The organism is Pseudoalteromonas sp. bablab_jr011 (assembly GCF_016464045.1).
In the GTDB taxonomy this organism is placed as follows: Bacteria; Pseudomonadota; Gammaproteobacteria; order Enterobacterales; family Alteromonadaceae; genus Pseudoalteromonas; species Pseudoalteromonas lipolytica.
The window spans coordinates 1-13,782 of record NZ_JACDWU010000245.1 but is presented as its reverse complement, the minus strand read 5'-3'; the positions used below and the strand labels follow the sequence as shown (position 1 = coordinate 13,782).

General features: G+C 41.5%; 15 protein-coding genes and 1 riboswitch. Of the genes, 13 read left to right on the top strand and 2 right to left on the bottom strand.

Translation table 11 applies throughout. From position 1 onward, the window contains the following. Positions 1-248: 248 nt before the first annotated feature. The 11 genes from JIG41_RS14650 (at position 249) to ung (ending at position 9,708) form a co-directional block, all read left to right on the top strand. A complete protein-coding gene (locus JIG41_RS14650) occupies positions 249-677 on the top strand; it encodes an FKBP-type peptidyl-prolyl cis-trans isomerase (protein ID WP_065978673.1) in 429 nt (142 codons plus the stop codon). 55 nt (positions 678-732) lie between these two features. Further along, positions 733-1,350 (top strand): histidine phosphatase family protein, encoded by a 618-nt coding sequence (locus JIG41_RS14645; protein ID WP_074989058.1) that lies wholly within the window; start codon positions 733-735, stop codon positions 1,348-1,350. Between the two features lie 273 nt (positions 1,351-1,623). Beyond that, positions 1,624-1,746: riboswitch (cobalamin riboswitch) on the top strand. Between the two features lie 149 nt (positions 1,747-1,895). Further along, positions 1,896-2,729 (top strand): ABC transporter ATP-binding protein, encoded by an 834-nt coding sequence (locus tag JIG41_RS14640; RefSeq protein ID WP_074989057.1) that lies wholly within the window; start codon positions 1,896-1,898, stop codon positions 2,727-2,729. After that, positions 2,722-3,711 (top strand): iron ABC transporter permease, encoded by a 990-nt coding sequence (locus JIG41_RS14635; protein WP_249406678.1) that lies wholly within the window; start codon positions 2,722-2,724, stop codon positions 3,709-3,711. The genes JIG41_RS14640 and JIG41_RS14635 overlap by 8 nt, the downstream gene beginning before the upstream one ends. Positions 3,712-3,714: 3 nt before the next feature. Continuing rightward, positions 3,715-4,776 carry a nicotinate-nucleotide--dimethylbenzimidazole phosphoribosyltransferase gene (gene cobT, locus JIG41_RS14630; RefSeq protein WP_199525011.1) on the top strand — a complete coding sequence of 354 codons (1,062 nt, stop codon included), beginning with the start codon at positions 3,715-3,717 and terminating at the stop codon, positions 4,774-4,776. A gap of 3 nt (positions 4,777-4,779) precedes the next feature. Next, a complete protein-coding gene (locus JIG41_RS14625; RefSeq protein ID WP_199525010.1) occupies positions 4,780-5,574 on the top strand; it encodes an adenosylcobinamide-GDP ribazoletransferase in 795 nt (264 codons plus the stop codon). Next, a complete protein-coding gene (gene cobU / locus JIG41_RS14620; RefSeq protein ID WP_118844583.1) occupies positions 5,571-6,098 on the top strand; it encodes a bifunctional adenosylcobinamide kinase/adenosylcobinamide-phosphate guanylyltransferase in 528 nt (175 codons plus the stop codon). The genes JIG41_RS14625 and cobU overlap by 4 nt, the downstream gene beginning before the upstream one ends. Then, complete coding sequence (locus JIG41_RS14615) at positions 6,098-7,582, top strand: cobyric acid synthase (RefSeq protein ID WP_075594444.1); 1,485 nt, start codon at positions 6,098-6,100, stop codon at positions 7,580-7,582. The genes cobU and JIG41_RS14615 overlap by 1 nt, the downstream gene beginning before the upstream one ends. Continuing rightward, positions 7,582-8,181: a cob(I)yrinic acid a,c-diamide adenosyltransferase gene (gene cobO / locus JIG41_RS14610; protein ID WP_199525009.1), complete on the top strand. Its 600-nt coding sequence runs from the start codon at positions 7,582-7,584 to the stop codon at positions 8,179-8,181. Before JIG41_RS14615 ends, cobO begins: the two co-directional genes overlap by 1 nt. A 37-nt stretch (positions 8,182-8,218) precedes the next feature. Beyond that, a complete protein-coding gene (locus JIG41_RS14605) occupies positions 8,219-9,040 on the top strand; it encodes a cobalamin-binding protein (RefSeq protein WP_231387333.1) in 822 nt (273 codons plus the stop codon). Beyond that, entirely contained in the window at positions 9,037-9,708 is a 672-nt protein-coding gene (ung, locus tag JIG41_RS14600) for a uracil-DNA glycosylase (protein WP_199525008.1), read from the top strand. Before JIG41_RS14605 ends, ung begins: the two co-directional genes overlap by 4 nt. Before the next feature lie 30 nt (positions 9,709-9,738). Here ung and JIG41_RS14595 read toward each other — a convergent pair whose 3' ends face one another. Together JIG41_RS14595 and tal are read right to left on the bottom strand one after the other, a co-directional pair. Continuing rightward, positions 9,739-9,927 (bottom strand): DUF3545 family protein, encoded by a 189-nt coding sequence (locus tag JIG41_RS14595; RefSeq protein ID WP_036966391.1) that lies wholly within the window; start codon positions 9,925-9,927, stop codon positions 9,739-9,741. Positions 9,928-10,116: 189 nt separating this feature from the next. Next, positions 10,117-11,067, bottom strand: coding sequence for a transaldolase (tal, locus tag JIG41_RS14590; protein ID WP_036966394.1), 951 nt, complete (start codon positions 11,065-11,067; stop codon positions 10,117-10,119). A 221-nt stretch (positions 11,068-11,288) separates the two neighbouring features. On the opposite strand from tal, the gene yaaA reads away from it, so the two are divergent. Both yaaA and JIG41_RS14580 read left to right on the top strand, forming a co-directional pair. Then, positions 11,289-12,068 carry a peroxide stress protein YaaA gene (yaaA, locus tag JIG41_RS14585; RefSeq protein WP_199525007.1) on the top strand — a complete coding sequence of 260 codons (780 nt, stop codon included), beginning with the start codon at positions 11,289-11,291 and terminating at the stop codon, positions 12,066-12,068. 135 nt (positions 12,069-12,203) lie between these two features. Continuing rightward, positions 12,204-13,139: a mechanosensitive ion channel family protein gene (locus JIG41_RS14580; RefSeq protein WP_199525006.1), complete on the top strand. Its 936-nt coding sequence runs from the start codon at positions 12,204-12,206 to the stop codon at positions 13,137-13,139. Positions 13,140-13,782 lie beyond the last annotated feature (643 nt).

Sequence of the window (13,782 nt, the reverse complement as noted above, 5' to 3'; positions counted from 1 at the left end):
GAGTAATCGTATGCGTTTTCGTGCGTTTGGTTCTTTTCGCGAAAGCGCTAAAAGCTGTTCAGCTATGTTTTGGTTCAATGTTATTAACCGGTGATTTTATATAGCCTATATTAGATCAGATATTTAAGCGGAATGGTATAAGACATTGTTGAGTTTTTAGCGCTTGCTACTCTACTTTAAACTCCTTGCTTCCCTATCTTTGTTATGCGATAAAGCGCTTTATATTTGTAATACAATTAAGGTGTTTTGTGTCTCGTAAGAAAACAACAAAATCGAAAGGCTCATCAGGTTTAAACCGTAAGAATAGTGAAGCATTTATCAGCAAATTTTCAGCTCATCCAGATACACAAGTGTGCCCATCGGGTTTGATGTATAAAGTTGTAGAGGATGCGGCAGGTGACAAGCTTACAGAGTTTGATACTGTTGTTATTAATCAACGAATTATGCTCGCTGACGGTCATGTTATTGCCGATAGCTATAAAGCGGGTATGCCGGAGGTGTTTGCTTTATCGGAAGCGATTGAAGGCCTAAGAGAGGGGCTTTTGTTGATGAATATAGGATCTCGCTATGAATTTGTGATCCCTCCTGCGCTTGCGTGGGGTAAAAAGGGGAATGGTGGTAAAATTGGTGCAAATGCAGTGCTGCATTTTGATGTTCGCTTAATTCGTTTAGCCTAACTCGACACTGAGCTAGAAACGCGTTACCGTCTTGTATGGCTGATTAAGGATATTTATGGACGCATTTACTTCACGGGTTTACTTACTACGTCATGGCGAAATTGCAACTCCGGGCATTCTTTGTGGGCACGTTGATGTTGCTTTGTCAGATGTAGGCTATGAACAGATGCGTCTAGCAAGCGCAAAATTATCTCGCTTCGATGCTATTTATAGCTCTCCGCTAAAACGTTGTTCAACGCATGCAGAATTCTTAGCTCGTCAGCATACAATCAATGTGCAATATAACAATGCATTGAAAGAGTTTAATTTTGGTGACTGGGATGGCCAAGATTACCAACAACTTTGGCAACAAAATGGTAAACCTCATGTCGGTGATTTTTGGCAACATCCGTGGCAGGTTAAAGTGCCAAATGGTGAATTAATGGCTGACTTTTACGCGCGAGTCGAAGCATGGTGGCAGGCATTTTTAGTTTCGCTTACAGAGTCCAAACATACGCAATCATTAGTGATTAGCCACGCCGGTGTAATTAAACAAATCCTCGCTATTATTTGTCATATGCCTAAACAAACGAATACTCACCTTAATGTTTTTCATTTACCTTATGCAGGGTTAATAACGTTAGATGTATATATAGATGAACAAGGGCAAGCGTGGCCTAAAATAGTTTTTTAGCCATCTAGAGTGATATTCATTGAATTATTTACTTAGCCCGCCATAATATACCGAACTACCTCAAAATTTAGATTTCGGCGTTTTACAGGGGCTTTATATCAAGGCGTTACTTTGCAGCACGTATATAAGTAACAACTTAGAAAGTAAGTTTTTGAACAACGTTCTGCGGGTTGGTTTAAAGCGATTAATTCCGCGTTATTGATTTTAGGAAAGGAATAACCATTCTGTGTAATCAATTTCTTGCCTATATTGCTTTAATTCCAACAGAAACTCGCATCATGAGGTCGTTTAGGTATATCTATATGCTATGGAATGGGGTGAGATTCTCCAGCTGTTCCCGCAACTGTAATCCATGATGAACATGGTCAGCCAGATACTTAGCAACAACAATTAGTCTTATTATGCTAATACAGTAGAGTGTTTATCGATTTGAGCGATTTAATATTCAAACTAATTAGTATCATTGAGCGGGTCAACTCACGTTATCTACTGATATAGGTCAGTGCTTTCTGGTGCGTTGATAAAACTCGCCAAGAGAGTGTAATTTGCAATTAAAAAGCCAAGGCACAACCCCTTTAATTTCAGTATCTGATTTAAGCTGGGGAATTGCTGATAAAACAATTCTTAAATCAATCAATTTGCAGTTAAATGCAGGTCAATTTATTGGTTTGCTGGGACCTAATGGCGCCGGTAAATCAAGTTTATTGCGTTGCTTATATCGCTATTTAAAACCACAACAAGGTGCAGTCTTTTTAGCTGGCGATAATATTTGGCAAATCAGTGCTGATGAATTCGCTAAAAATGTTGCTGTGGTTTTACAAGAGTCTCCTTCGCAATTTAATTTATCTGTTTTCGATGTAGTTAGTTTAGGTCTCACCCCACATAAAACCCTGTTTAGTGCGACTAATGCCGATGATAAAAAGCGTATTTATCAAGCAATCGAGCAGGTTGGTTTAAGTCATCACACACAGCAAAGCTTTGATTCACTCTCGGGTGGAGAAAAACAGCGTGCACTTATAGCCCGCTCAATTGTTCAGCAACCAAAGTTATTGATTATGGATGAGCCAACCAGCCATCTTGACGTTAAGTATCAAATTCAAATTATGGAGCTTGCTAAGTCACTTGATGTCACTGTGCTCGCTTCATTTCATGATTTAAATCTAGCTGCTAGCGTATGTGATGAGTTACTTGTTATCGATGAAGGTCAATTAATTACGCAAGGCACACCAAAAGAGGTGCTTACAGAGCAGCTGTTAAGTGATGTTTTTGGTGTTTGTGCAAGAGTGTCTGCTCATCCTCAGTCAACCTCGTTTGATGAGTTCGTGCCACATATTACCTACTATTACGGCTATAACAGACAGGAGCATCAAGATGACTGATAGGGTGCGCTTTAGTCTCTGTGTATGCGTTGCACTTGTTAGTTGCTTTTTAGCACTCAGTTTTGGTGCCGCGAGTACATCAATGAGTGATGTGCTGCATAGTTTAATCAGCCAGGGCAGTGATGAATTTATCCAGCGTATTATTTTGCAACTGCGCATGCCACGTATGATATTGGCGTTTTTAGCTGGAGCTGGGCTCGCGCTTGCTGGGCTTATATTACAAACCGTAACGCGAAACCCGTTGGCAGACCCTTACTTATTTGGTATTTCTTCAGGTGCCTCATTTGGTGTGGTTTGCTTTATATCGCTTACCGGTGTGAGTTTTGGCTTTAGTATGTCGATTGCTGCATTTTTGGGCAGCTTACTCTCTATGTTTTTGTTGATTGGCATTGCTGGGCGTCGCCATGTAGGGCAAGTTGAAGCGATGTTATTGGCGGGGGTCGCACTGTCATTTCTGTTTAGTGCTTTAACCAGTTTATTACTTTATTTTAGCGATCCTCAAGCGATTACAGCTATCTTATTTTGGACTATGGGAAGTTTTTCACGTGCTGAGTGGGGAACGCTCTGGATCCCGCTCACCGTAATCATTGCGTGTATGACGTTAATGATCGCTTTTCGTCGTCAGTTAAACGCTATGTTGCTTGGTGATGAAAGCGCGGCAACACTGGGGATTCATGCTCAACGTTTTCGTATTTTAATGTTACTACTTAGTTCGTTAATTACTGCTGTTTTGGTCGCTATGTGTGGGGGGGTTGGCTTTGTTGGGCTTATGATCCCGCATATTGTCCGCTACTTTACGTCGCAAGGCTCAAGCTACAACCTTTTAATGACGAGCCTTGTTGGTGGTACATTTATGGTATGGGTCGATGTGCTTTGTCGTACTTTACTGACTAATCAAGAATTGCCTGTGGGTGTGATCACTGCGGCTATAGGCAGTGTGTTCTTTTTATCTTTACTTTATTTTCGTAAACAGCGCAGGTAGCCCATGTTTAATATCGCACCTCTTAACTCGCAGTATGCATCTGTAATTCAACAAAAAATAGATCTTAAAACCAAACCCTTAGGAGCGCTTGGTCAATTAGAAGAGTGCGCAAAAACGTTGACACTCATTTTAAGTCAATCTCTTAACTCAGAGCACGCTGTAGATGAATTTAAACCCGTTATTAACGCGCCGACACTCGTCGTTTTTGCAGGTGATCATGGTGTTGCTAGCCAAGGGGTTTCGATTGCGCCAAGCAGTGTGACTTCACAAATGATTGCGAATTTTGCGCATGGTGGAGCGGCAATTAATGTATTTTGCCGTCAACTTGGATGGCAGCTTGAGGTCGTTGATGCAGGCACTTTGTCAGAACAGCATCATATTAGTGTTCATAATCAACGTTTAGGGCATATTACTGAGTCAATAAATACCTCAATGGCGATGTCGCCAGCGCAAGTTGAACAAGGCTTTAAGTTTGCTAAGCAGCGTATGAATGCAATAAAAAATACAGGGTGTAATACCGTAGCATTCGGTGAAATGGGGATCGGTAACACAACCAGTGCGGCAGCATTAATGGCTGCTCTATTATCATTACCTGCCGCTCAATGTGTGGGTAAGGGCACGGGCGTAGCGGATGAGGTGGTAGCTAAAAAAATTGCGGTTGTTGAACAAGCTGTTAATTTGCATCAGGCACATCTAAACGATCCATTAATGACATTAGCGGCGCTGGGTGGCTTTGAAATAGTTCAAATAACAGGTGCTATTTTAGCCGCGGCAGAATTAGGCATGGTGGTGGTTATTGATGGCTTTATTTGCAGTGCCGCAGCATTGGTTGCGACACGTATAAACGCGCATGCACGTGATTATATGATTTTTGCTCACGCCTCAGATGAGCAAGGACATAAAGCCATGCTGGCAGCGTTAGACGCATCGCCATTATTAAACCTTAATTTGCGCTTAGGAGAGGGCAGTGGTGCCGCCTTGGCGTTACCATTATTACAATCATCGCTTGCATTTTATAACGAAATGGCAAGTTTTGCAGATGCACATGTTGAGCAGGTTGTTTAAGCAATGAATACATACAACCCATCGCCTTCTCAAAAGCAGCTATTATTGCTAGCTGTTAGTTTTTTAACACGTATACCTGTGACGCTTAATTTTGAGGTATCAACGACGGCATTGAACCAAGCCAGTCGCTATTTTGCTTTGGTAGGGGTTCTTCTTGCGGGGATTTTAAGTTTAGGTTATCTCGTGTTTAGTTACTTTTTTCCTGCTTCAATTGCCGTGGCACTTGTTATGGCCTTAGGGTTAATTTTGACGGGGGCATTTCATGAAGATGGGTTAGCAGATGTATGGGATGGCTTTGGTGGTGGCTGGAAAGTTGAAGATAAGCTGACCATTATGAAAGACAGCCGTTTAGGAACTTACGGAGCGGCTGCACTTATTATTGTGCTGCTTATTAAGTTTCAAAGTTTAGTTGTGTTGTCTGAGTCACTAAATTTGCTACTTCTTGCGTTGCTATTAGGGCAGAGTTTAAGCCGAATTGTCGCAACGAGTTTAATTGCTGACATGGATTATGTTAGTCACGATGCAACCAGCAAAGTAAAACCCGTTGCGATGTACTTAAGCACCGAAAGTTACCAAATACTGCTTGCGACTGGCGGGGCAGTGATACTTTTCGCATGGTTATTTTCAGTGCTCAGTATTTGGCACATCTTCACTGTAATCCTTGTACTTACTATAACGCGTTTTATATTAATTCACTGGTTCAAAAAACAGTTATCAGGTTATACCGGAGACTGCCTAGGTGCCGCACAACAAATTGCTGAGCTGGCTGTATATTTAACCTTAGTGAGCATGTTATGAAGCAACCACATACCTTGATTTTAGGTGGCGCACGCAGTGGTAAAAGCCGCTTTGCAGAGCAACTAGCTAGCAATTCAGGCAAATCGATTATTTATCTTGCGACAGCCAATGCGGGCGATAATGAAATGGCTGAACGCATTGCTCGTCATCAATTAGAGCGCGATAGTCGTTGGCAAGTTATCGAAGAGCCACTGCAATTGGCTAAAGTGCTCAAAGAGCATGGCAAAGCAGACCGCTGTATTTTGGTTGATTGCTTAACACTTTGGCTGAGTAATTGTTTATGTCAGCACGGTGAAGCATATTGGCTAGAGCAAAAAGCAGCACTACTTGATGTGCTTAAAGAGTTTCCCTGCGAGGTTATTTTTGTTAGCAATGAAGTAGGCCATGGTATTGTGCCATTGGGTGAATTGAGCCGCCAGTTTGTTGATCATTCGGGTTGGTTACACCAATCGCTTGCCAAGCAGGTTGCTCGGGTTGAGTTTATTATTGCTGGCCTTGCACAAACATTAAAGAGGGAGCAATGATGAAAACCCTTATGGTGCAAGGCACGACATCTGATGCAGGTAAAAGCACTTTAGTGGCGGCATTGTGTCGCATTTTTGCTAAACGCGGCATTAAGGTTGCGCCTTTTAAGCCGCAAAACATGGCACTTAATAGTGCTGTAACCGCCGATGGAGGCGAGATAGGGCGTGCACAAGCACTGCAAGCAGTGGCAGCCAATGTGCCCGCTGAGGTTGATTTTAACCCTATTTTACTAAAACCAAATAGCGATACGGGTGCACAAGTTATTGTGCATGGGAAAGCGCTTTCGAATATGGAAGCCGGCAGTTACCACGATTATAAAAAGGTCGCTATGGACGCTGTACTCACCTCTCAAAAGCGCTTAAGCGAACGGTTTGAGCTATTAGTTGTTGAAGGCGCAGGCAGTCCAGCAGAAATTAATCTCAGAGAAAATGATATTGCTAACATGGGTTATGCTGAGGCTGTCGATTGCCCAGTGATCATTATTGCCGATATTGATAAAGGAGGGGTTTTTGCTCACCTGGTTGGGACGTTAGCGTTGTTATCTGAATCAGAGCAAGCGCGCGTAAAAGGGTTTGTAATAAATCGTTTTCGTGGTGATATAGCACTGTTACAAAGTGGTTTAGATTGGCTTGAGCAATACACCAATAAACCTGTTTTGGGGGTTTTGCCATACTTACATGATTTAGCCTTAGATGCCGAAGATGCCGTGGCTATTGCTAATAAAGTTGCTGAGCCACAGTTACACATTGCTGTTCTTCTTTTACCTCATATTAGTAATCACACTGATTTCGATGTCCTCAGACTGCAACCAGAAATAGACCTTCACTATGTCCGTCATACACAATCGATTCCTGATGTTGATCTAATTATTATTCCAGGTAGTAAGAATGTGTTAAGCGATTTAGCCTTTCTAAAAAATGAAGGGTGGGACAAACAAATACACCGCCATCTTCGTTATTCAGGCAAAGTGCTGGGTATTTGTGGTGGTCTACAAATGTTAGGGATGCGAATTGCCGATCCTCATTCTGTTGAGTCTAGACTAGGGGAAGCAAAAGGGTTGGGAATCGCTAATTTTGAAACTCAGTTAGGCCAACAAAAAGTGCTGACACAAGTAACTGGAATATTGCATTTAAACAGCAGCGAACAGCAAGTTTGTGGTTATGAAATACATGCCGGAATAAGTGAGGGGCCAGCGCTTGAACAGCCTTTTATAACGTTTGAACAGCATCCGAATGGCTTTACCCATGACGGCTTTATTAGCGATGATAACCAAGTAGCAGGTACTTACTTACATGGGCTTTTTGATACACCTGATGCAGTAAATCAGTTGGTCAGATGGCTAGAGCCTGAGACGAAATTGACACCTATCGATCTTAATCAACACCGCGAACAGCAGTTAAATAGACTCGCAGACGTAGTGGAAAAACATATGGATATTGAGCAAATTATCAATATTTATGACACCTTTAGTAAGGAAAAATAATGAGCGAAAACAACCTAGATAAGCACCAACAGCGCCAACAAAAAGTAAAACAAAAAGTAGACGAGCGCATCGCCGCGGCTCAAAAAGAGCAAGGTATTTTTCAGGTCATTACAGGTAACGGGAAAGGAAAATCAACCTCAGGCTTTGGTACTGTAGCGCGTGCTGTGGGTCATGGCATGAAAGCAGCTGTTTGTCAGTTTATTAAAGGCACTTGGGAGTGCGGTGAACGTAATTTACTCGAAAAAGCAGGCGTCGAATTTGTCATTATGAATACGGGTTTCACTTGGGAGACTCAAAATAAAGACTCTGACACAGCGGCAGCGCAAGTAACATGGCAAGAAGCAAAACGAATGCTAAAAGATGAGTCTATTAATTTAGTGATGCTCGATGAAATCACTTATATGATTACCTATGGCTACATTGATTTAGATGAAGTCATTGCTGCAATTAGTTCGCGACCTGCAATGCAATCAGTGATTATTACAGGGCGAGGCGCGCACCGAAAACTCACAGAACTTGCAGACACCGTGAGTGAAGTACGTAACGTGAAGCATGCATTTGATGCTGGCATAAAGGCACAAAAAGGGTTTGATTACTAATATGAAAGCACTGACCTTTAGTTGCTTATGGGCATTGATGTGGTTGGCTCAGTTTTCTTACGCACATGAAATTAAAGAGCCTCAGCGTATCGTTGCTTTGGCTCCGCATATAGTCGAAAACCTGTTTGCAATTGGTGCTGGAGATCGGATCGTTGGAACCGTCGATTATGCCGATTACCCTGCACAAGCCAATGAAATTGAACGAGTGGGAGGTTACTATGGCATCAATATGGAAAGGCTCTTATCGCTGAAACCTGATCTTGTTCTTGCATGGAAGACCGGTAATAAAGCTGAAGATCTTGCTTACATCGAGAAATTAGGTATTCCGGTTGCTTACAGTAACCCAGACCAAGTGGATAATGTGGCTGATGAGTTACGTAAATTAGGTGAGTTAACCCATTTAAAAACGCGAGCCGATAGAGTCGCCACTGAGTTTGAAGTAAAGCTTGCTGCCATCCGTGCTTCACAGCAGGATAAACCCCCTGTGAGTGTGTTTTATCAGTTATGGCCAGAGCCGATGATGACGGTGGGTGGTAACACATGGATTAATCAGTTACTAACGATTTGCCATGCTGACAATGTATTTGCAAACAGTGAAACCGATTATCCGCGTATCAGCATTGAAAATGTGCTGGTAAGTAAACCCGAGGTGATTATTATCCCCGATGAAAAATCGAAAAAGCCGCAACCTCAAATAGATTGGCGACAATGGCCTGAATTACCGGCCGTTCAGCATAACCAATTTATAAGTGTTAACGCTGATTTATTACATCGCTTTACAACCCGCATGCTTGATGGCTTGAGCGAGATGTGTGGTAAAATAGACATTTCAAGAAAGCAAATACAGGCTTCAAAATGACCAACTGGCAAGATTTTTTAAAGGCTGAATTAGCCAAGCCCTATATGCAAGACACGCTAACCTACGTTGCTGATAAACGCGCTGCGGGTGTTGTAGTATTCCCACCTGAAGAACAGATTTTCTCAGCCTTTAACGCCACTCCTTTAAACGATGTGAAAGTGGTTATTTTAGGGCAAGACCCTTATCACGGTGAAGGGCAGGCACATGGATTATGCTTTTCAGTGCAACCTGAGGTTAAAAAACTGCCACCTTCACTTAAAAACATCTATAAAGAACTGGCCACAGATATCGACGGATTCGAAATACCTGAGCATGGTTACTTACAAAGCTGGGCAGAGCAAGGCGTGTTTTTATTGAATACAGTACTGACCGTTGAGCAGGGAAACGCGCATTCACATAAGCACTTGGGATGGGAGCAGTTTACAGACCAAGTTATCGCACTGATCAATCAGCAATGTGAGGGAGTTGTGTTTGTTTTGTGGGGGGCACATGCACAAAAGAAAGGTAAACACATCGATATATCGCGCCATCACGTGATCCAAGGCCCACATCCCTCACCTTTGTCTGCACATCGAGGTTTTTTTGGGTGTAAGCATTTTTCAACGATTAATCAACGATTGAGCGAACAGCATAAAACACCGATTAATTGGCACCTTCCTAAAATTTAATGCAAACAAAAGGCCCTTGCGGGCCTTGGTTTAAAAGTCTAGCTCATCAATCGCTATACTGTCTGTAAAGTAGTCTAACTCCTGTAGTTCTTTACGTAATCTGTGCTTGTCTTTCAAAGCTTCGATTTCGCGCCATTTTCTCTTTTTATTTTTTGTAGAGGTCTTTTTTGTTGTACTAGGACCTTCTAATATTTCTAAAATATCGTCTAGGCTATCCATGAACTTCTCCTATTGATTATTTTGAACCTCGGAAATACCTATACCACAGGCTAGACAAAAATAGAATAAAAAAGTGACGATATTGTTACAGAAATGTGATTGCTAGATGAATAGATCAAAATTTTGTATGGTATATAAACAAAAACGCCACCGAGAGCGGTGGCGTTCATTTACAATGATTTTTGCAGATTACATTGCTTTAAAGCGTGCTTCTAATTCAAGCTGCGCTTCGGCAAAAGAGCGAATGCCCTCAGCTAGTTTTTCTGTCGCCATGGCATCTTGATTATGTAACCAACGGAACTCACTTTCAGTCAGTGGTGCTGGTTTTGGTTCAACGGTAAAGTCGCTTTCAAGTAAGTACTCTTGTGCGTCTGTAAGCTCACCAAGCTCTTCAAGTAATGCAGGGCTGATTGTTAATTTATCACAACCAGTAAGCGCGATGATTTCACCCGTGTTACGGAAGCTTGCACCCATCACGACTGTTTTATAGTCATGGCGTTTGTAGAATTCATAAATACTACGAACAGACTGTACACCAGGATCTTGCATTGGATCAGTCGGTTTTTCCATACCATTCGCTACATGCCAGTCAAGAATACGGCCAACAAACGGTGAAATTAGAAATACATTGGCGTCGGCACAGGCACGTGCTTGCGCTTCTGAGAATAACAGCGTTAAGTTACACTTAGTGCCTTCTTTTTCTAATTGCTCGGCAGCTTTGATGCCTTCCCACGTTGATGCAACTTTAATAAGAATTTTATCTTTGCTTACCCCTTCTTTTTCGTAAAGGCTAAGTAAAGTATGTGCTTTATCAATCGTCGCTTGTGTATCGAAAGATAAACGCGCATCGACTTCTGTCGAGATATAACCCGGTACAATTTCGCTGATTTCTTTACCAATTAATACGGCAAAATAATCGCAAGCAAGTTCAAGTTGCTTGGCTGCATCTTGCTCTGTTTCTTTTGCGTATTGCCATGCCTTGTCTAGATAAGGTTTATACGCTTCAATTTCACTGGCTTTTAAAAGTAAAGATGGGTTAGTTGTTGCATCTTCTGGTTGGTGCTTTTTGATAGCTTCAATATCACCTGTATCTGCAACAATAGATGAATGCTGTTTAAGCCTTTGTAGTGCTGAAGTCATTTGCTTTCCTCATTCCAAGCAAGTTAAAAGAAAATCCATTATAGCCACCTTAATGCTGCAACACTATGACAGTGTTTAATAGGTCAAATGTCCTTAACTAAGAAAACTAAGGCATTAGATGTGAAAATGCAGCGAATTAAGGCGGGGCGAAACAAAACGTGCATTTTGATTCATTTAATGTTGAAATTGACATCAAACAAATTACAAGTCAATAGCTATCTATGATCACAGTTATTTCACCTGCAAAAAATTTAGATTATGAAACACCAGCCACGACCGACAAATTCACTCAGCCTGAATTACTCGAGCACAGCGAAGAGTTAATGTCAGTTTGCCGTGATTTAACCCCTGCCCAAATTGGCAGTTTAATGAAAATCAGCGATAAACTAGCCGGTTTAAATGCAGCGCGATTCGCACAGTGGTCACAGCCGTTTACAACAGAAAACGCAAAACAAGCCGTCCTTGCATTTAATGGTGATGTGTATGGTGGTTTAGATGCACAGTCGTTAACACACTCTGACTTAGATTATGCACAGTCTCACTTACGAATTTTATCTGGCCTTTACGGTGTGCTTAAGCCGCTCGATTTAATGCAAGCTTACCGCCTAGAAATGGGCACTAAGCTTGAAAATCCACGCGGTAAAAACTTGTATGAGTTTTGGGGGAGTGTGATAGCCGAAAAACTCAATACAGTCTTGGCAGAGCAAGACAGTAAGTACTTAGTAAACCTTGCTTCAAATGAGTATTTTAAAGCAGTTGATAAAAAAGCCTTAAATGCACAAATTATTACACCTCATTTTAAAGATTGTAAAAACGGCCAGTATAAAGTGATCAGCTTTTACGCGAAAAAAGCCCGCGGCATGATGGCGCGTTACATTATAGAGAATAAAATTACTCAATTGAGTGAATTAAAAGATTTCACAGTAGCGGGTTATTACTTCAGTAGCGATGCAACCGCGAAAGAGCTCGAACCTGTTTTTCTGCGAGAAGAACAGCACTAGAAAAAAGAGCCTACTTTAGTGTGTTAAAAGCCGTGCGATGCACGGCTTTTTTTATGGTTTTTATTTGTCTGATTAAACATGGCGTTCATTTTGCAAATTACCGAGTTAGTTAATATAAGATAACAAGGTATAAACATGCTAAAAATTCCATCCGTTAGTGAAGCTGAAAAGCTCATTGAAGAGAAGCTTGGTGGTTGGATTGATATTGTTATAAGTCATATTCCTAACTTCATCGTCGCAATCATAATAACCATTTTATTTTCGCTTTTAGCGCGAGTGTGTGGCTCAATGCTGCGTAAAATCTTACGTCGCTCTTTGGAATCAACGCAAATTGCTGATTTGATGTCGTCTATTGCAAAAGTGGTTATTCTTTGTGTAGGGCTGTTTGTTGCGCTCGATTTTTTAGGCCTCAGAGGCACCGTGACTTCATTACTCGCAGGTGCTGGTATTGTTGGTCTTGCTATCGGTTTTGCTTTTCAGGATATGACCGAAAACTTAATCGCAGGTATTGCCATGGGTATTCGTAAACCCTTTAAAGCAGGTGATGTCATTCGAACGGAAAGTGTATTTGGTACAGTGCGCGCGATTAACCTCAGAAACACCCTTATCGAGAATTTTTATGGGCAACTAATTCTCGTACCGAATAAAATTTTATTTAGAAACATACTTAGTAATTACAGTACGTTAGGCGTTCGCCGTATTGAGGTGCCTGTGGGTATTTCGTATGCCGATGACCCAGAGCAAGCTGCAGAGGTTATCGTTAAAAAAATCAATGAATTTGATTTTGTGATCAAGCAAGAAGAGACCGCCGTGTACGCCGAAAGCTTTGGCGATAGCAGCATTAATTTACTGGTGTGGTTTTGGATTAAGTACCCCGGTGAAGCTGACTTTATGACTGTACGCCACAAGGCTGTTGTGGCTGTTAGAAACGCCTTAAGCGAAGCTGATATGACCATTCCATTCCCAATCCGCACGTTAGATTTTGGTATTAAAGGCGGTGAGAAATTAAACACCATGATCAGCGAAAAACAGCAGGATAGAGATGCAGAATCTCAAGCCTCTGATAAGTAAAATTTACTGACTCACCGGCGTGATTTACACAGGGAAGTGTACGTGAGCGGGTGGTTGTTAGGTTTTATTATGGGTGAAGGACATCTAGTCGTTCTGTGTGGTTTATTTACGTTATTGAGGGGGATTTTTTTGTTCCCGCTTTCTTGTTCGCTTAACCAAAGTAAACCGTTTTTGCCCCAAAATAATGCATAGCAAATGCTCTAAGGGCGGCTATGAGCTATCAGGTACATTTTTATTCATCTAATGATATTGGCTCTACTCCATAATCTGATATTCCACTAACTTTTATGTTGGTGATGACATAAATAACTGTATTAATATACTGTTTTGTTGTTGTGCTCCCATATTCAAGAAAATGAGCGACGAGCGTAATTTCTTTTTCTGAATACCTTTAGTGTCATAAAAATATTAAAGTTGGCAATGCATTACGTTATTTGTTAAAAATAGATTCATTAATACATGCGCGTAACATCGGCACAAAGATGCGCGACGAGCGCACTATAAAATTGTTGAACTAAGCCGCTACGCGGAGATCCTATTCTTATAATTTGAGCCACACTTACCTTGGGGTTATCCCATAACTTGGAGGTAAGTCATGAATACACTCATTGAACAAGTCAAAACTGAAATAGCCTATCGTGGT